This is a genomic window from Curtobacterium sp. MCBD17_019, from assembly GCF_003234555.1.
Classification (GTDB): Bacteria; Actinomycetota; Actinomycetes; order Actinomycetales; family Microbacteriaceae; genus Curtobacterium.
This window is the reverse complement of the sequence record NZ_QKTT01000014.1, coordinates 88,543-105,164: the sequence shown is the minus strand read 5'-3', so window position 1 is coordinate 105,164 and position 16,622 is coordinate 88,543. Positions and strand designations below refer to the sequence as shown.

At 72.5% G+C, this 16,622-nt stretch carries 13 protein-coding genes; 7 read left to right on the top strand and 6 right to left on the bottom strand.

Features of this window, described 5'->3' with window-relative positions:
- The first annotated feature begins 164 nt into the window (after positions 1 to 164).
- The gene (locus tag DEI82_RS13185) at positions 165 to 863 is read left to right on the top strand and encodes a YafY family protein (protein WP_111013744.1); all 699 of its coding nucleotides are present in this window, start codon (positions 165 to 167) and stop codon (positions 861 to 863) included.
- Between the two features lie 130 nt (positions 864 to 993).
- On the top strand, positions 994 to 1,401 hold the full coding sequence (locus tag DEI82_RS13180; protein WP_111013743.1) for a VOC family protein: 408 nt from the start codon (positions 994 to 996) through the stop codon (positions 1,399 to 1,401).
- A gap of 60 nt (positions 1,402 to 1,461) precedes the next feature.
- Here DEI82_RS13180 and DEI82_RS13175 read toward each other — a convergent pair whose 3' ends face one another.
- The 3 genes from DEI82_RS13175 to DEI82_RS13165 form a co-directional block, all read right to left on the bottom strand.
- Positions 1,462 to 2,499 (bottom strand): hemolysin family protein, encoded by a 1,038-nt coding sequence (locus DEI82_RS13175; RefSeq protein ID WP_111009249.1) that lies wholly within the window; start codon positions 2,497 to 2,499, stop codon positions 1,462 to 1,464.
- Positions 2,496 to 3,896, bottom strand: coding sequence for a hemolysin family protein (locus DEI82_RS13170; RefSeq protein WP_111013742.1), 1,401 nt, complete (start codon positions 3,894 to 3,896; stop codon positions 2,496 to 2,498). The genes DEI82_RS13175 and DEI82_RS13170 overlap by 4 nt, the downstream gene beginning before the upstream one ends.
- A gap of 205 nt (positions 3,897 to 4,101) precedes the next feature.
- Positions 4,102 to 5,541 carry a GuaB1 family IMP dehydrogenase-related protein gene (locus DEI82_RS13165; RefSeq protein WP_111009251.1) on the bottom strand — a complete coding sequence of 480 codons (1,440 nt, stop codon included), beginning with the start codon at positions 5,539 to 5,541 and terminating at the stop codon, positions 4,102 to 4,104.
- Between the two features lie 220 nt (positions 5,542 to 5,761).
- Here DEI82_RS13165 and DEI82_RS13160 point away from each other — a divergent pair, with 220 nt between their 5' ends.
- Positions 5,762 to 9,541: a multifunctional oxoglutarate decarboxylase/oxoglutarate dehydrogenase thiamine pyrophosphate-binding subunit/dihydrolipoyllysine-residue succinyltransferase subunit gene (locus DEI82_RS13160; RefSeq protein WP_111037230.1), complete on the top strand. Its 3,780-nt coding sequence runs from the start codon at positions 5,762 to 5,764 to the stop codon at positions 9,539 to 9,541.
- Between the two features lie 81 nt (positions 9,542 to 9,622).
- On the opposite strand, the gene DEI82_RS13155 is transcribed toward DEI82_RS13160, so the two are convergent.
- Complete coding sequence (locus DEI82_RS13155; protein WP_111009253.1) at positions 9,623 to 9,865, bottom strand: zf-HC2 domain-containing protein; 243 nt, start codon at positions 9,863 to 9,865, stop codon at positions 9,623 to 9,625.
- Positions 9,862 to 10,767, bottom strand: a complete 906-nt coding sequence (locus tag DEI82_RS13150; protein WP_375334631.1) for a sigma-70 family RNA polymerase sigma factor — start codon at positions 10,765 to 10,767, stop codon at positions 9,862 to 9,864. The genes DEI82_RS13155 and DEI82_RS13150 overlap by 4 nt, the downstream gene beginning before the upstream one ends.
- Before the next feature lie 67 nt (positions 10,768 to 10,834).
- On the opposite strand from DEI82_RS13150, the gene aroA reads away from it, so the two are divergent.
- The 3 genes from aroA (at position 10,835) to DEI82_RS13135 (ending at position 14,172) form a co-directional block, all read left to right on the top strand.
- Positions 10,835 to 12,181: a 3-phosphoshikimate 1-carboxyvinyltransferase gene (aroA, locus tag DEI82_RS13145; RefSeq protein ID WP_111037246.1), complete on the top strand. Its 1,347-nt coding sequence runs from the start codon at positions 10,835 to 10,837 to the stop codon at positions 12,179 to 12,181.
- The gene (rsgA, locus tag DEI82_RS13140) at positions 12,178 to 13,248 is read left to right on the top strand and encodes a ribosome small subunit-dependent GTPase A (RefSeq protein WP_111037228.1); all 1,071 of its coding nucleotides are present in this window, start codon (positions 12,178 to 12,180) and stop codon (positions 13,246 to 13,248) included. Before aroA ends, rsgA begins: the two co-directional genes overlap by 4 nt.
- A 141-nt stretch (positions 13,249 to 13,389) precedes the next feature.
- Positions 13,390 to 14,172 (top strand): inositol monophosphatase family protein, encoded by a 783-nt coding sequence (locus tag DEI82_RS13135; RefSeq protein ID WP_111009255.1) that lies wholly within the window; start codon positions 13,390 to 13,392, stop codon positions 14,170 to 14,172.
- Between the two features lie 21 nt (positions 14,173 to 14,193).
- Here the strand turns inward: DEI82_RS13135 and DEI82_RS13130 are convergent, their stop codons facing one another.
- Positions 14,194 to 15,687, bottom strand: coding sequence for an MFS transporter (locus tag DEI82_RS13130; protein WP_111009256.1), 1,494 nt, complete (start codon positions 15,685 to 15,687; stop codon positions 14,194 to 14,196).
- Between the two features lie 164 nt (positions 15,688 to 15,851).
- Between DEI82_RS13130 and DEI82_RS13125 the strand changes: the two genes are divergently transcribed.
- The gene (locus DEI82_RS13125; RefSeq protein ID WP_181435212.1) at positions 15,852 to 16,571 is read left to right on the top strand and encodes a M50 family metallopeptidase; all 720 of its coding nucleotides are present in this window, start codon (positions 15,852 to 15,854) and stop codon (positions 16,569 to 16,571) included.
- The last annotated feature ends 51 nt before the right edge of the window (positions 16,572 to 16,622 follow it).

Here is a 16,622-nt window from a genome sequence, read left to right as displayed (position 1 = left end):
CTGCGGAGAGTGTGTGAACTAGACAGCTCCACTCCACTGCAGGAGGTCCTTCTCACATCCCAACGACTACAGCGAGTCGTCGCAACACAACCAACGTCCCTGGGCAGTACATCTAGTCCACCGGAGCGGGCCGCTCCGGGCCCGCTCCGGACTATCGTGAGCCCGTGAACCGGACCGACCGCCTGTACGCGATCGTCGAGGAACTGCGTGCCGTCGCACCGCGCCCGCGGAGCGCTGCGTGGCTCGCCGACCGGTTCTCCGTCAGCCGACGCACGATCGAACGCGATGTCAGCGCGCTGCAACAGTCGGGTGCCGCGGTGTGGGCCGAGCCCGGTCGGACGGGTGGCTACTGCATCGACCGCGCGCGGACGCTCCCGCCCGTCAACTTCGGTCCGGACGAGGCGGTCGCGGTCGCGGTCGCCCTGCAGGCCCTCGCCGGCAGCCCGTTCCGCGACGCAGGAGCCGTGGCACTGCGCAAGGTCCTCGCGGCCATGCGGTCCGACGACGCGGACGCCGCGCGGGACCTGGCCGACCGCGTGCACTTCCTCGGCGCGGTCCCGCTCGACGCCGCCGCCCCGCCCGCGCTCGGGCACGCGGTCTCGGCGCGGCGCGTCCTCCGGCTCCGCTACACGGACCGTGCGGGGCGCGCGACACTCCGGGACGTCGAGCCCGTGGGGTGGATCGGCGCCGCCGGCGGGTGGTACCTCCTCGGGTGGTGCCGCCTCCGCGACGACCTCCGCGCGTTCCGCGTCGACCGGATCGACGGCCTCACGGTGACGGCCGAGACCGCGCCGCGCCGGACCGTGCGCCCCGAGGAGATCGCGGTGCCGGACGGGGACCTCCGAACGCTGACACTCGTCTGACGCGGATCGGACATCGGCACCGGAAACACCGACACAGGGCTGTCGCTCGCGCCCGCGATCCTGGTCGTCGCCGCACTCCGCGGCCGTCACCGCGCCGCACCAGCGGCGCCACCGAACCGGGAGCCCCACCGTGAACCTCGTCTCCGTCCGCCTCATCACCGACGACGTCGACCGCCTCGTCGCCTTCCACGAGCGTGTGACCGGTGTCACCGCCGTCCGCCCCGCACCGGACTTCGCCGAACTCCGGACCGCCGGCGGGACCCTCGCGATCGGCAGCACCCGCACGATGGCCGCCGTGCTCGGCGACCGGTCGGACCCGAGCACGGGCCGGACGCCGATCGTCGAGTTCCTCGTCGCCGACGTCGACGCGCTCGCGGCCGAGCTCGACGACGGCACGGTCGAGGTGGTCGCACCGCCGACGACGATGCCGTGGGGCAACCGGTCGCTGCTCCTCCGGGATCCCGACGGCACGCTCGTGAACTGCTTCACGCCGGTCAGCCCCGTCGCGATCGCGAAGTTCGAGGGCGTCCCGCGCTGAGTTCCCGCGTGCCGGCACGAGCCGACCGCGCGCGCCGCCCTCCGGGAGGCGCGACCCGGCTCAGCGACGTCGGGTCGCGTCCTCGACCTCGCCGACGAGTTCCTCGAGGATGTCCTCGAGGAACAGCACGCCCGTCGTCCGACCGTCGGCGTCGAACGCGCGCGCCAGGTGGACACCCGCCGCCCGCATCGTCGCGAGTGCGTCCTCGAGGTCCATGTCGCGGTACAGCGAGATGAGCTGGCGGATGCGCTTCGGCGGCACCGGGTCGTCGAACTCGTCCTCGCGCAGGTCGATGACGTCCTTGACGTGCACGTAGCCCGTCGGGTCGCCGTCGTCGCCGACGAGCACGTACCGGGAGAATCCACGGGTCGCGACCGCCCGTTCGACGTCGCCCGGCGTGGCGTCGTCCGGGAGCGTGACGAGGTCGGGCATCGGCACCGCGACGTCCCGCACCTTCTTCGCCGTGAACTCGAACGCGGCGGCGAGCGTGCCGGCGGCGTCGACGAGCGTGCCCTCGCGGCGGGACTGCTCCACCATCGTCTGGACCTCGTCGACCGTGAACGCGCTGACGGCCTCGTCCTTCGGCTCGACCCGGAACACGCGGAGGAACCCGTTCGCCAGTGCGTTCAGGACCACGGTGATCCCTCGGACGCCGTGCCCGAGGTACCAGAGCGTCGGCACGAGCACGAGCGCGGCCCGGTCCGGCATCGAGAATGAGATGTTCTTCGGCACCATCTCGCCGAACACGACGTGCAGGAACGACACGATCACGAGCGTGATGACGAACGCGATGGTGCCGGTCACCTCGACGTCCCACCCCGTGAGGTGCAGCGGCCCCTCGAGCAGGTGGTGGATCGAGGGTTCCGAGACGTTGAGGATGAGCAGCGAGCACACGGTGATGCCGAGCTGCGTCGTCGCGAGCATGCGGGTGGCGTGCTCCATCGCCCAGAGCGTGCGCTGCGCGGCCCGCGAGCCCTGCTCCGCGCGCGGTTCGATCTGGGATCGTCGCGCCGAGATGACGGCGAACTCCGCGGCCACGAAGAACGCGTTGCCGAGCAGCAGCACGACGAGCCAGAGGATGCCGAGCCAGTCGCTCATCGCGGGACCCCCAGTCGGACCCCGACCTCGTCGGGCACCTCGGGCGCGATGCTCGACGATCCGGGCACCGCGGGTTCACCCTCGTCGACCGCCGTCGGCGTGGGCGTGGGCGTGAACCGGATGCGGTCGATCCGGCGGCCGTCGAGGCGCTCCACACGGAGCATCCCGCCGTCGACGGGGACCGTGTCGCCCACCACCGGGAGGCGTCCGAGTCGGCTCATCACGAAGCCACCGATGGTCTCGTACGGGCCGTCGTCGGGGACACGGACGCCCGCACGGTCCTGCAGCTCGTCCGGGCGCAGCAGGCCCGGGAACGTCAGCCAGCCCCGTGACCGCACCACGTCGACCCGCGTCCGGTCGTGCTCGTCGGAGACCTCACCGACGAGCTCCTCGACGAGGTCCTCGAGCGTGACGACCCCGGCGGTGCCGCCGTACTCGTCGACGACGATCACCATCTGGTACCCGCGACCGCGGACGGCGGTGAGCAGGGAGTCGAGGTGCATCGTCTCGGGGACGCGCTCGGCCTCGGTCCGCAGAGCACCGACCGGCACCTCCGCCCGTTTGTCGCGCGGTACGGCGACGGCTGCCTTGACGTGCACGATGCCGACGACGTCGTCCGCGTCCTCGTCGATCACCGGGAACCGGCTGAACCCGGTGCGGCGGGCGAGGGCGATGACGTCGGCGGCGGACTCGGCCACCCCGATCGTCGACACCCGCGGGCGCGGCGTCATGACGTCGCTCGCGGTGTGCTCCGAGAACGCGATCGTGCGGGTGAGCAGCGTGGCGGTGTCCTGCTCGAGGCTGCCCTCCATCGCGGATCGGCGGAGCAGGCTCGTGAGCTCCTCGGCGCTCCGGGCACCGGACAGTTCCTCTTGCGGCTCGATCCCGATCGTGCGGAGCACGGCGTTCGCGGTGCCGTTGAGCAACGCGACCGCGGGTCGGAACACCGTCGTGAACACGATCTGCACGGGCACGACGAGTCGGGCGGTACCGAGCGGCAGGGCGAGCGCGAAGTTCTTCGGCACGAGCTCTCCGAGCACCATCGACAGCAGGGTCGCGATGACGAGCGCCACGACGGACCCGACGGGCTCGACGACCTCGTCCGGCAGACCGAGCGCCGTGGACGGGCCCTCGATGAGGTGCGCGATGGAGGGTTCGAGGAGGTACCCGCTGAGGAGCGTGGTGAGCGTGATGCCGAGCTGGGCGCTCGACAGGTGGGTCGCCGTCACCTTGAGCGCCTGGATGACGGGTGTCAGCCCCGCTGCGCCGCGCTCACGCCGGGCCTCGAGGTCGGCGCGGTCGAGGTTGACGAGCGCGAACTCGCTCGCGACGAACACGCCCGTCCCGAGGGTGAGGAGGACGCCGCCCACGAGCATGAGGAGGTCGACGACGGTCATACCGAGGGCCTCCTGAGCAGGAGGAGCTGGCGGCGCGGCCGGGCATGTCGGGCCGCGTTCGGCTGTCGGCCCGGCGACGTGCGATCAGGAGGGTCGTCCACAGTGTGGTCAACAGTAGCGCCCGGGGGCCCGCCCTGGCCGGGAATCCCCCCAGCGCGGAACCGATGCGGTCGGCGCGGTGCCGCTCAGCGGGACACGGTCCGGTTCACCAGGACACCGGGACCGGCTTGCCCTCCTCGTACCCCGCGGCGGACTGGATGCCGACGAGAGCACGGTCCGCGAACGCGGGGAGGTCACGTGCGCCGGCGTACGTCGCCGAGCTCCGCACCCCGGCCGTGATCATGTCGAGCAGGTCCTCGACGCTCGGACGCTCCGGGTCGAGGTAGATGGTCGAGGACGAGATCCCCTCGGCGAACAGGGCCTTGCGCGCGCGCTCGTACGGGTCGAGCCGCTCGAACCGCTCGCGAACGGCCTTCGCGGACGCCATCCCCCAGCTCTCCTTGTACCGTCGCCCCTGCGCGTCGACCTTGAGGACGCCCGGCGCCTCGACCGTGCCGGCGAACCACGACCCGATCATGACGCTCGCGGCGCCGGCCGCCAGGGCGAGGGCGACGTCGCGTGGGTACCGGACACCGCCGTCCGCCCAGACGTGGGCACCGAGCGCCCGTGCCGCCGCCGCGGTCTCGAGCACCGCCGAGAACTGCGGCCGCCCGACCGCGGTCATCATGCGGGTCGTGCACATGGCCCCAGGGCCGACACCGACCTTGATGATCGAGGCGCCCGCGTCGACGAGGTGCGTCACCGCGTCGGCGGTCACGACGTTGCCCGCGACGAGCGGGACGCCGAGTCCGAGGTCGGCCACGGTGCGCAGCGCACGGAGCATGCCCTCCTGGTGCCCGTGGGCGGTGTCGAGGACGAGCACGTCGACGCCCGCGGCGACGAGCGCGGACGCCTTGCGTGCCACGTCGCCGTTGATGCCGACCGCGGCGGCGACCCGGAGCCTCCCGTCCGCGTCGACCGCGGGCCGGTAGATGCCGGAACGGATCGCACTCGTGGGACTCGTGGTGCCGACGACGCGACCGTGCCGGAGGACGGGCGCGAAGTCGACCTCGGCGGCGGCGAGCAGGTCGAACACGGCCCGCGGCGAGTCGACGTCGTCGGCGTCGATCGCGGTCACCGCGCCGTGCAGGAGATCCCCGACGGTCGCGTCCTCGCCTGCGGTCGCGAGCCGGACCGCGGGGACGCAGCCGAGGTACTCCCCGCCGGCGTCCTGCACGACGACGCCGTGCCCGGGGACCGGCGCGAGCTGCGTCAGCGCCTCGGCGACGGTCGTGTCGGGCGTCATCGTGACCGGGGTGTCGTGATCGACCGGCTGGGCCTTGACCCAGCGGATGGCGGCGTCCAGGTCCTGCGGGTGCATGTCCTGCGGCAGGACCCCGAGGCCGCCGCGCCGCGCCAACGTGGCCGCGAGCCGCGGACCCGTGACCGAGTTCATGTTGGCGCTGACGACCGGGATGGTCGCGCCGGTGCCGTCGGGCGGCGTGAGGTCGACGTCGAACCGGCTCGACACGCCGGAGCGGCTCGGCACGAGGAACACGTCCGAGTACGTCAGGTCGTGGGTCGGTCGCGTCTCGTAGAACCTCATGCGCTCACCGTAATACGGCCCTCCTCGGGGGCGACCGTGTCGCAGCGGGGTGACGGCCACCGGCGCGGACGGGTCCGTCCAGACACCCTGGGCGCTCCCGCCGAGGCGGCCCGCAGGCGGGTTAGGCTTGACGGGCGCGGGCGATGCTGCCCGCACGGTGCACGGGTCGTGTGTGTGCGACCGGCACCAGCATCAATCGACGGAGAGTGGGCGATCGGCTGTGTCGAGCCATCTGACGGGGACATCGGACGAGACCGCAGGCGAATTCGGCGCGAACGAGTGGCTGGTGGACGAGCTCTACGAGCAGTTCCTGGTCGACAGGGACGCCGTGGACCGGTCCTGGTGGCCGGTCCTCGAGAGCTACCACCGGACGCAGGTGAGCGACGCGGGCGCGTCCGACGACCGCCCGGGAGGCCCGTCCCCGGCTGCCGGGTCAGCTCCCGACCCGGCGGGTCCCGTCGAGCCGGCCGCGCCGGTCGCGCAGCCCGCGCGCGCCGCGGACGGCGGCGCCCCGCGTACCTCGTCGACGCAGATGCCGGCACGGACGACGTCGAAGCAGCCGACCCCGGCCCCGATCCCGGCCGATCCGAGCGACGAGCGGGACGACCACGAGGAGACCCACGAGGACGTCCGGACGCCGCTGCGGGGCATGGCGAAGACCCTCGCCGCGAACATGGAGGCCTCGCTCCGGGTGCCGACCGCGACGAGCGTGCGGACGATCCCCGCGAAGCTCATGATCGACAACCGCATCGTCATCAACAACCACCTGCGGCGGACGCGCGGCGGCAAGGTGTCCTTCACGCACCTCATCGGCTGGGCGCTCGTCAAGGCGATCCAGGAGTTCCCGAGCCAGAACGTCTACCACGACGAGCAGGACGGGAAGCCCGTCGTCGTGACCCCGGCACACGTCGGCCTCGGCATCGCCATCGACGTCCCGAAGTCCGACGGCACCCGTGCGCTGCTCGTCCCGAGCATCAAGCGCGCCGAGACCCTGACGTTCTCGCAGTTCATCGCGGCGTACGAGGACCTCGTCAAGCGCGCGCGGGCGAACAAGCTCACGGCCGAGGACTTCGCCGGCACGACGATCTCGCTGACGAACCCGGGCGGCATCGGCACGGTGCACTCCGTGCCGCGGCTCATGAAGGGGCAGGGGTCGATCATCGGCGCCGGTGCCCTCGAGTACCCGGCGCAGTTCCAGGGGTCCGCGCCGAAGACCCTGGTCGAGCTCGGGGTCGGCAAGACGATCACGCTGACGAGCACCTACGACCACCGCGTCATCCAGGGCGCCGGGTCCGGGGAGTTCCTCAAGACGGTCCACGAGCTGCTCATCGGCGAGCGCGGCTTCTACGAGGGCATCTTCGCGGCGCTCCGGATCCCGTACAAGCCGATCCGCTGGGCGAACGACATCAACGTCGACCTGTCGTCGCGGGTCAACAAGACCGCCCGCGTGCAGGAGCTCATCAACAGCTTCCGGGTGCGCGGACACCTCATGGCGGACATCGACCCGCTCGAGTACCAGCAGCGGACCCACCCGGACCTCGAGATCGAGAACCACGGGCTGACGTTCTGGGACCTCGACCGCGAGTTCGTCACGGGTGGCCTCGCCGGCACCACGAGCGCGCCGCTCCGGGACATCCTCGGGATCCTCCGCGACTCGTACTGCCGCACGATCGGCGTGGAGTACATGCACATCCAGGACCCGGCCCAGCGCCGGTGGATGCAGGACCACGTCGAGGTGCCGTACGCCAAGCCGGGCAAGGACGAGCAGCTGCGGATCCTCGGCAAGCTCAACGAGGCCGAGGCGTTCGAGACGTTCCTGCAGACGAAGTACGTCGGCCAGAAGCGGTTCAGCCTCGAGGGCAGCGAGTCGATGATCGCGTTCCTCGACACGCTCATCCAGGAGTCCGCGCGCGAGGGTCTCGACGAGGTCGCGATCGGCATGGCGCACCGTGGTCGGCTCAACGTGCTCACGAACATCGCGGGCAAGACCTACGGGCAGATCTTCCGCGAGTTCGAGGGGACACAGCTGCCCGGCGCCGTCGCGGGCCAGGGCTCCGGCGACGTCAAGTACCACGTCGGGACGGAGGGCGTGTTCCGCTCGGCCGAGGGCACCGCGATCCCGGTGACCATCGCCGCGAACCCGTCGCACCTCGAGGCCGTCGACGGCGTGCTCGAGGGCATCGTCCGCGGCAAGCAGGACCGGACCCCGATCGGCACCTTCGGTGTCCTGCCGGTGCTCGTCCACGGCGACGCGGCGATGGCCGGACAGGGCGTGGTCGTCGAGACCCTGCAGCTGTCGCAGTTGCGGGGCTACCGCACGGGTGGCACCGTCCACGTCGTGGTGAACAACCAGGTCGGGTTCACGACGTCGCCGAGCGCGTCGCGGTCGTCGGTGTACTCGACCGACGTCGCCAAGACGATCCAGGCGCCGGTCTTCCACGTGAACGGGGACGACCCGGAGGCCGTGGCACGCGTCGCCGAGATCGCGTTCGCGTACCGGCAGCAGTTCCACCGCGACGTCGTCATCGACCTCGTCTCGTACCGCCGCCGCGGCCACAACGAGGGCGACGACCCGTCGATGACGCAGCCGCTCATGTACAACCTCATCGAGGCGAAGCGCTCGGTCCGCACGCTGTACACCGACGCCCTCGTCGGTCGCGGCGACATCACGCAGGACGAGTACGACCAAGCGCACCGGGACTTCCAGGACCGCCTCGAGCGTGCGTTCGCCGAGACCCACGAGGCACAGACGGGGTCGATCCCGGTCGTCCCCGCGGACGGCGGCGCGGTGCAGGGCCTCGAACGGCCCTCCGCGCAGCGCGACGACTCGGAGCACGAGGTGCACGAGACGGCGGTGAGCGCGGACGTCCTCCGACTCGTCGGCGACGCGCACGACAACCCCCCGGCGGGGTTCACGGTCCACCCGAAGCTCCAGCAGCTGCTCACCAAGCGGGTCGAGATGTCGCGCAGCGGCGGCATCGACTGGGCGTTCGCGGAGCTCGCCGCGATCGGGTCCCTCCTCGTCGAGGGCAAGCCGGTCCGGCTCACCGGCCAGGACACCCGGCGTGGCACCTTCGTGCAGCGCCAGGCGGTGTTCCACGACCGCGTCAACGGCCAGGAGTGGCTCCCCCTCGCGAACCTCACCGAGGACCAGGGCCGGCTGTACATCTACGACTCGCCGCTCAGTGAGTACGCGGCCATGGCGTTCGAGTACGGCTACTCCGTGGAGCGGCCCGAGGCCCTCGTCATGTGGGAGGCCCAGTTCGGCGACTTCGCCAACGGGGCGCAGACGGTGATCGACGAGTTCATCTCGTCGGCCGAGCAGAAGTGGGGCCAGCGGTCCGGGCTCGTGCTGCTCCTCCCCCACGGCTACGAGGGCCAGGGGCCGGACCACTCCTCGGCTCGGATCGAGCGCTACCTGCAGCTCTGCGCCGAGGACAACATGGTCGTGGCGCGGCCGTCGAGCCCGGCGTCGTACTTCCACCTGCTCCGTCGGCAGGCCCACGCGCGTCCGCAGAAGCCGCTCGTGGTGTTCACGCCGAAGGCGATGCTCCGCATGCGGCAGGCGACGAGCGCGGTCGAGGAGTTCACGACCGGCGGCTTCCGCGAGGTGATCGACGACCAGCGGATCGCCGACCGCCAGGCCGTACGGCGGGTCGTGCTCCACTCGGGCAAGATCCACCACGACCTCGCTGCCGAGGTCGCCAAGCGCGGGGTCGAGGACGTCGCACTCGTCCGCCTCGAGCAGCTCGCGCCGCTCCCGCTCGACCAGATCCTCGCGACCCTCCGCTCCTACCCGCAGGCGGACCTCGTCTGGGCGCAGGAGGAGCCGGAGAACCAGGGCGCCTGGCCGTTCGTCTGCATGGCGCTGTCGCGCCACCTCGACGGCCGTCCGCTCTCGGTGTCCTCACGTCCCGCCAGCGCGGCTCCGGCGACGGGGTCGTCGAAGCGCTCCGCGAGCGAGGCGGCCGAGGTCATCGACCGCGCGCTCACCATCTGATCGGGCGCCGACCCCGACCGGCCGGGAGGCCCCCCGCACCGCCGCCGACGAGGCGGACGGCGGGCGGGCCTCCCGGTCGAGTCAGTGGGTCGCCTGCGCCTCGCGCAGCGCGGCGATGACCTGGGTCCGCAGGTCCTCCGGGGCGGTCTCCTTGCAGGCGCGCTGCACGGCCGTCATGAGCACCACGCCGACGCGGTGCTCGCTCGAGCAGTCCTCGCAGCCGGCCATGTGCTCGCGGATGTCCGCGAGGTCGTCGCGCTCGAGCTCGTCGTGCAGGAACTCCTCGAGCTCCGCCTTGGCCTTCGAGCAGTCGCAGCCGCTCATCGTCCGTTCCTCCCCGTGCTCCGGCCCGTCGTGGCGGGCGTCTTCGTGGTGCGGGTCCGCGGGCGCATCGTCTCCGTCGACGCTGCGTCGGGCACCACACCGGTCTCTCGTGCGTGGTCGGCCAGGAGCCCGCGGAGCAGGCGCCGGCCGCGGTGGAGCCGGCTCATGACCGTGCCCACCGGGGTCTTCATGATGTCGGCGATCTCCTGGTACGAGAACCCTTCGACGTCGGCGAAGTAGACCGCCATCCGGAAGTCCTCGGGGATCGCCTGCAGGGCGTCCTTGACCGCGGACGACGGCAGGTGGTCGATCGCGTCGGCCTCGGCCGAGCGCGACGAGATGCTCTGCGTGACGCTCTCCGCCCCGCCGAGCTGCCAGTCCTCGAGCTCGTCGATGGTGCCCTGGTAGGGGTTCCGCTGGTTCTTCCGGTAGCTGTTGATGAACGTGTTCGTCAGGATCCGGTACAGCCAGGCCTTGAGGTTCGTGCCCTGCCGGAACGACCGGAACGCCGCGAACGCCTTGACGAAGGTCTCCTGCACGAGGTCCGACGCGTCGGCCGGGTTCCGTGTCATCCGCATCGCCGCGCCGTACAGCTGGTCCATGAACGGCAACGCCTGCTCCTCGAACAGCCGGCGGAGCTCCTGCGCGTCGGGGGTCGTGACCGCGTCCGCACTGTCCGTCTCGGCGAGCGCGAGGGACTCCTCCTCGACGGCGTCGAGCTGCTCCTCCGTCTCGTCGACCGGGGGTCGTCCGAGCGGACCGTCGGGGTTCGTCGCGTCGTCCTGGCTCGTCATCGCCCGCCATCGTAGTCGGCGGTCGTCGTCGAGGTCCCCGATCAGCGACGTCGACGCGGACGGGAACGTCCGCACCCGTGGACGCTCCGTTGTCAGCGCGGTGGCCATGGTCCTCCTGTCCGGCACGCACCTCGCCAGGCAGGCGGGGCACGCGCATCGCTATCCTGGGGAACCGATGCAGGCTCCCGTTGATTCCCGCTCTGTCCCCGCCGGTGACGACTGGCCGGCGCCCGTGGCGCGCGGTCCCCTCCACGGCGACGTCGCCCTGCCCGGGTCGAAGTCCCTGACGAACCGCGAGCTCGTGCTCGCGGCCCTCGCCGACGGTCCGTCCACGATCCGGCTCCCCCTGCACTCGCGGGACTCGGCGCTCATGGTCGACGCCCTCCGCGCGCTCGGTGTCCGGATCGACCCGGCGGGTGGGGCCGGCCCGTACGGCCCGGACCTCCGCGTGACCCCGGCGCCGCTGCACGGCGACGTCCGGGTCGAGTGCGGCCTCGCCGGCACCGTGATGCGGTTCCTCCCGCCCCTGGCCGCGCTCGCCGACGGTCCAGTGGTGTTCGACGGTGACGAGTCCGCGCGCCGGCGCCCCATGGACACCACCATCGCGTCGCTCGTCGCGCTCGGTGTGGACGTCACCGACGACGGCGGGGGCAGCCTGCCGTTCGCGTTCACCGGGACGGGCCGTGTGCGCGGTGGCGAGCTGACGATCGACGCGAGCCGTTCGAGCCAGTTCGTGTCGGGCCTCCTGCTGTCGGCGCCCCGCTTCGACGAGGGCCTGCTGCTCCGGCACCGCGGGGAACGGCTGCCGAGCATGCCGCACATCGCGATGACCGTCGCGGCGCTCCGCGACCGTGGGGTCGTCGTCGACGAACCCGACACGGGCGTCTGGCACGTGCACCCGGGTCCGATCGCCGCCCGCGACGTCACGATCGAGCCGGACCTGTCGAACGCGGCACCGTTCGCGGTGGCCGCGCTCGTCGCCGGAGGGACCGTCCGCATCCGGACCTGGCCGACCGCCACCACCCAGGTGGGCGCGGACCTCGAGACCCTCCTGCCGCACTGGGGCGCGACCGTCACGCGCGACGGCGCGGACCTCGTCGTCGACGGCGGCGTCGGTGTCCGTGGCGGGGCGTCGCTGCCCGGCGTCGACCTCGACCTGTCGCGCGGCGGCGAGCTCGCGCCCGCGCTCGTCGCGCTCGCGGCCCTCGCCGAGGGCCCGTCGACGATCACCGGCATCGGGCACCTGCGCGGACACGAGACCGATCGGCTCGCCGCACTCGCCGCCGACGTCGTCGGTCTCGGAGGCGCGGTGACGGAACTCGACGACGGCCTCCGGATCGAGCCCCGTCCGCTGCACGGGGGGGCGTGGGGCGCGTACGAGGACCACCGGATGGCGACCGCGGGCGCGATCATCGGTCTGGTCGTCGACGGCGTCGCGGTCGACGACATCGGGTCCACCGCGAAGACCCTGCCGCAGTTCCCGGAGCTGTGGGACACGCTCGTGGCAACGTCGGGCGCATGAGCTGGTTCGACGGCGGGGACGACGACGACCTCGACGAACCGTACGGGCAGTACGACGAGTCCGCGGTGCGGGTGCGGCCGAACCCGAAGGGCAGTCGTCCGCGCACCAAGCAGCGCCCCAACCACGAGGACGCCACGCCCGGCTGGGTGACGAACGTCGACCGCGGACGGTTCGGCGTGCTCGTCGGGGGAGGTCCCCTCGACGCCGAGTCCGGCCAGGCCCGGGTGATCACCGCCACGAAGGCGCGCGAGCTCGGCAAGAAGGCCGTCGTGACCGGTGACCACGTGTCGCTCGTCGGCGACGTGAGCGGCGACGAGGGCTCCCTCGCCCGCATCGTCAAGGTCGCGGACCGCTCGACGTTCCTCCGCCGCAGCGCGGACGACACGGACGACGTCGAACGCGTCATCGTCGCGAACGCGGACCAGATGCTCATCGTCATCGCCGCGGCCGACCCCGAGCCCCGGCCCCGGCTCGTCGACCGGTACCTCGTCGCCGCCTTCGACGCCGGGCTCGACCCGGTGCTCTGCATCACGAAGACCGACCTCGCCGACCCGGAGCCGTTCCTCGCGCACTTCGCGTGCCTCGACCTGCGCGTCGTCACGAGCGCCGCGGGTGACGTGCCGTTCGACGCGTTCGCGGCCGTGCTCCGTGACCAGGTGACGGTGACGGTCGGACACTCGGGCGTCGGCAAGTCCACGCTCGTGAACGCCCTGACCGGGGCCTCCCGGGCGACCGGCGTCGTGAACGCGGTCACCGGACGCGGGCGCCACACGTCGTCGTCCTCGATCGCGCTGCCGGTGCACGGCGGCGGCTGGATCATCGACACCCCCGGCGTGCGGTCGTTCGGCCTCGGGCACGTGCAGCCCGAGAACGTGTTCCGCGCGTTCGCCGCGCACGCGGTGCCGGTCCGCGAGCCCGCCGACGGCATACCGCTCGACCAGGCGCACGACTGGGAGATCGTCGACCGGGTCCAGGACGGCGAGCTCGGCCCCACGGGCATCGAGCGGCTCGACTCGTTCCGCGCGCTGCTCACGGGCATGGGCGAGCTGGACCCGGGCGCGGACTGACCTGCCCCGGCCCCCCGCCCCTCCTTCCGCCGCCATCGCAGTCGTTGCCGCTCCGACCGGTCCGCGAGCGGCACCGGGCGCGATCTCGCGGGGAAGGACGGCCGGGCCAGCCGTACCGTCGGCGCTCGGTAGGCTCGGCGCGTGGACCTCGCCGCCGACCTCGCGTTCGCCCGTTCCCTGGCCGACACGGCCGACGCGATCAGCCTCGCCCGCTTCCGGGCGGCCGACCTGCACGTCGACGTCAAGGCCGACCGCACGCACGTGACCGACGCCGACCAGGCGGTCGAGGCGGCCCTCCGCGAGCGGATCGCGGCCGAGCGTCCCGACGACACGTTCCTCGGCGAGGAGTCGACCGCCGCCGCAGGGACCACCGCGAGGAGTTCCGGACACCGGCAGTGGGTGATCGACCCGATCGACGGCACGGCGAACTACCTGCGCGGCGTGCCCGTGTGGGCGACGCTCATCGCCCTGGCCGTCGACGGCGTCCCCCGGGTCGGCGTCGTGTCCGCCCCCGCGATGGGCAAGCGATGGTGGGGGGCGACGGGACTCGGGGCTTCCTCGTTGGAGGGTCCCCTGCGCGTGTCGGGAGTGGCGGAGCTGGCGGACGCCTCGGTGAGCTACCAGAGCCTCCAGGACTGGGACGAGGCCGGGCGGCTCGACGGCCTCCTGCGGTTGTCCCGGTCCGTCTGGCGGACCCGTGCCTACGGCGAGGCCTGGGCCTACATGATGGTCGCCGAGGGCACCCTCGACGTCGCGGGCGAGGGCGACCTGAAGCCGTGGGACATGGCTGCGATCGTCCCCGTGGTCGAGGAGGCGGGCGGGCGGTTCACGTCGCTCGACGGCGAGCCCGGCCCGTGGCACGGCACCGCCCTCGCGACGAACGGGCTCCTGCACGACGCGGTCGTGCGCACCATCCGCGGGTAGGCGCGACGACCCGGCGACGTCTCAGGCCTCCTGCGGCACGGGCGTCTCCTCGCCGCGCTTCTTCCGCGACACGAGGTCGACGATCGCGAGCGCGAGCACGAGCACGACGAGTCCCACGGTGAACGCCGTGCCCGCGCGGAACGCGTCGTGGTACGCCGTGAGGTCCCCCGCCTTCCGGTCCTCGCTCCGCACGATCCCGTAGAAGACGCTCGTGGCGACGGCCGTGCCGATCGCCGTGCCCACGCGCTGGCCGAGCTGCTGCATCGACCCCGCGACACCGGAGTGCTCGACGGGGACCTGCGCGAGCGTCAGGGTCTGGTTCGGCGACACGACGAGGCCACCGCCCGCGCCACCGATGAGGAACGCACCCGCCATCGCCCATGGAGTGATCGACGCGGGGGTCGTGGTCGCGGCGACGAGCAGCGCCACGAACCCGACGACCACCGCGCAGAGCCCCCAGACGACGAGCGCCCTGCCGATGCGGTTGACGAGACGACCGCCGAACCAGGCGCCGGCGGCGGCCGTGGCGGCGAACGGGATGCTCACCATGCCGGCGAACAGCGGCTCGAGGTGCAGGCCCTCCTGCAGGTAGAGGGTCACCATGAGGAACGTCGCCGGCAGCGCCGCGAAGTACACCGCGGCGATGAGCAGGCCGTTCCGGTAGGACGACAGCCGGAACAGGTCGAAGTGCACGACCGGGGACCGTCCCGTGTGCGCGTAGTGCCGCTCCCACCAGACGAACAGGGCCCCGGACACCGCGGTGCCGACGAGTGCGAGCCACCGCAGGGGCGAGTCGCCCGTGCCCGAGGTGAGCACGAACGGCAGCATGAGCGTGACGACCGCGACCCCGAGCAGGACGATCCCGACGAGGTCGAGCTCGCGGTCGCGTGACGGGTCCTGGCGCTTCCGGGGCAGCAGGCGGACCGCGAAGTACAGGGCCGCGAGGCCGTACGGGACGTTGAGCCAGAAGATGTAGCGCCATCCGGTCTGTTCGCCGCCGAGGGCGATGAGCGCGCCGCCGATCGTCGGACCGAGCGCGGTGGAGATGCCCACCATCGCGCCGAAGATGCCGAACGCGCGCCCGCGCTCCTCCCCACGGAACAGCTGCTGCACCAGGCCGATCACCTGGGGCATCTGCGTCCCCGCGGCGAAGCCCTGCAGGATCCGCGTGACGACGAGCACCTGGATGGACGGGGCGATCGCGCACAACAGGCTGGCGGTCGTGAAGGCGATCAGGCCGACCACGAACATGAGCCGGCGGCTCCGGAGGTCACCGAGGCGCCCGGCCGGGACGAGCGCCAGGCCGAACGCCAGTGCGTAGCCGGCGACGATGAGCTGCAGCTCCGAGTTCGACGCGCCGAGCGACCGCTGGATCGACGGCAGCGCGACGTTCACCGTCGACAGGTCGATGATCGTGATCCCGGCGACCGCGATGCACACCGCGAACGCGTGCCACCGCTGCCGGTCGCGCTCGGTGTCCTGGTCGCCGGCGTCGGATCGGGAGGTCGTCGTCACCCGTCTCGTCTACTCCGCGTCGACGCCGTGGTCGCCGAGCGGACGTCCCCCATGCCGGCGCGCGTCTGCCACCGCGGCTCCACCAGGAGCGCCGAACGGCGGCGGCCGGGGGTCGCCCCCGCGTTCCCAGGCTCGACATCGGCCGGGTGCGCGAAGATCCCCGGGTGCCGTCCTCCGCGCTCCTGGTCGCCCTGCTCGTCGGGGCGGCGCTGCCCTTCGTGCCCGCCGTCGGACGCGTCGCCCGGATCGCCACGACCATCGTGCACGAGGTCGGCCACTGCGTCGTCGTCGTGCCGTTCGGCGGCCGCATCCGCCGGATCGACCTGCACGCGGACGGCTCGGGAGAGGCATGGGTCGACCTCGGTCGCGTCCCCCGCGCCGTGCGGTGGGCGGTCCGGCTCGGCAACCTCTACGCCGGGTACTCGGCACCGCTCTGGGCCGGGGCCCTGCTCGTGATCGGGTCCGTCCACGCCGACCACGTGCTCACGACGGCCGTCCTCGGCGTCGCCGCCGTGGTCGCCGTCCTGTTCGTCCGGAACGCCTTCGGCGTCCTGGTCGTCGTCGGGTTCGCGGCCGTCGCCGTCTGGGTCGCGGTGCGTCCCTCGGAGTGGACCGTGCTCGTCGTCGCTGCGATCGGCGCGCTGTTCGTCGTCGACGGTGTGCGGTCGGTCGTGCGGGTGGCCGGCTGGATCGCCACCGGCGCTCCGGTCCGAACGGACTTCCACATCGTCGCGAGCGAGTACCGGCTCCCCGCAGCGGTCTGGTACGTCCTGTTCGTGCTCGTGGAACTCGGCGTCGTCTGGCTGGCGCATGCCCCGCTCGGCGCGGTCGTCGACACGGTCGCGGTCGGTCTGCGGACGCTCGTCGTGGGGGTGGTGCCGTAACCGGACGACGCCGGTCGTGCCTCCCGGCTCCAGCAGTGGGAGGATCGCCCG

Coding starts and splice junctions, on each gene's coding strand:
- DEI82_RS13175 (WP_111009249.1), bottom strand. CDS start 2,499: ATGAGCGACTGGCTCGGCATCCTCTGGCTCGTCGTGCTGCTGCTCGGC.
- DEI82_RS13170 (WP_111013742.1), bottom strand. CDS start 3,896: ATGACCGTCGTCGACCTCCTCATGCTCGTGGGCGGCGTCCTCCTCACC.
- DEI82_RS13165 (WP_111009251.1), bottom strand. CDS start 5,541: ATGAGGTTCTACGAGACGCGACCGACCCACGACCTGACGTACTCGGAC.
- DEI82_RS13155 (WP_111009253.1), bottom strand. CDS start 9,865: ATGAGCGGCTGCGACTGCTCGAAGGCCAAGGCGGAGCTCGAGGAGTTC.
- DEI82_RS13150 (WP_375334631.1), bottom strand. CDS start 10,767: ATGGCCACCGCGCTGACAACGGAGCGTCCACGGGTGCGGACGTTCCCG.
- aroA (WP_111037246.1), top strand. CDS start 10,835: ATGCAGGCTCCCGTTGATTCCCGCTCTGTCCCCGCCGGTGACGACTGG.
- rsgA (WP_111037228.1), top strand. CDS start 12,178: ATGAGCTGGTTCGACGGCGGGGACGACGACGACCTCGACGAACCGTAC.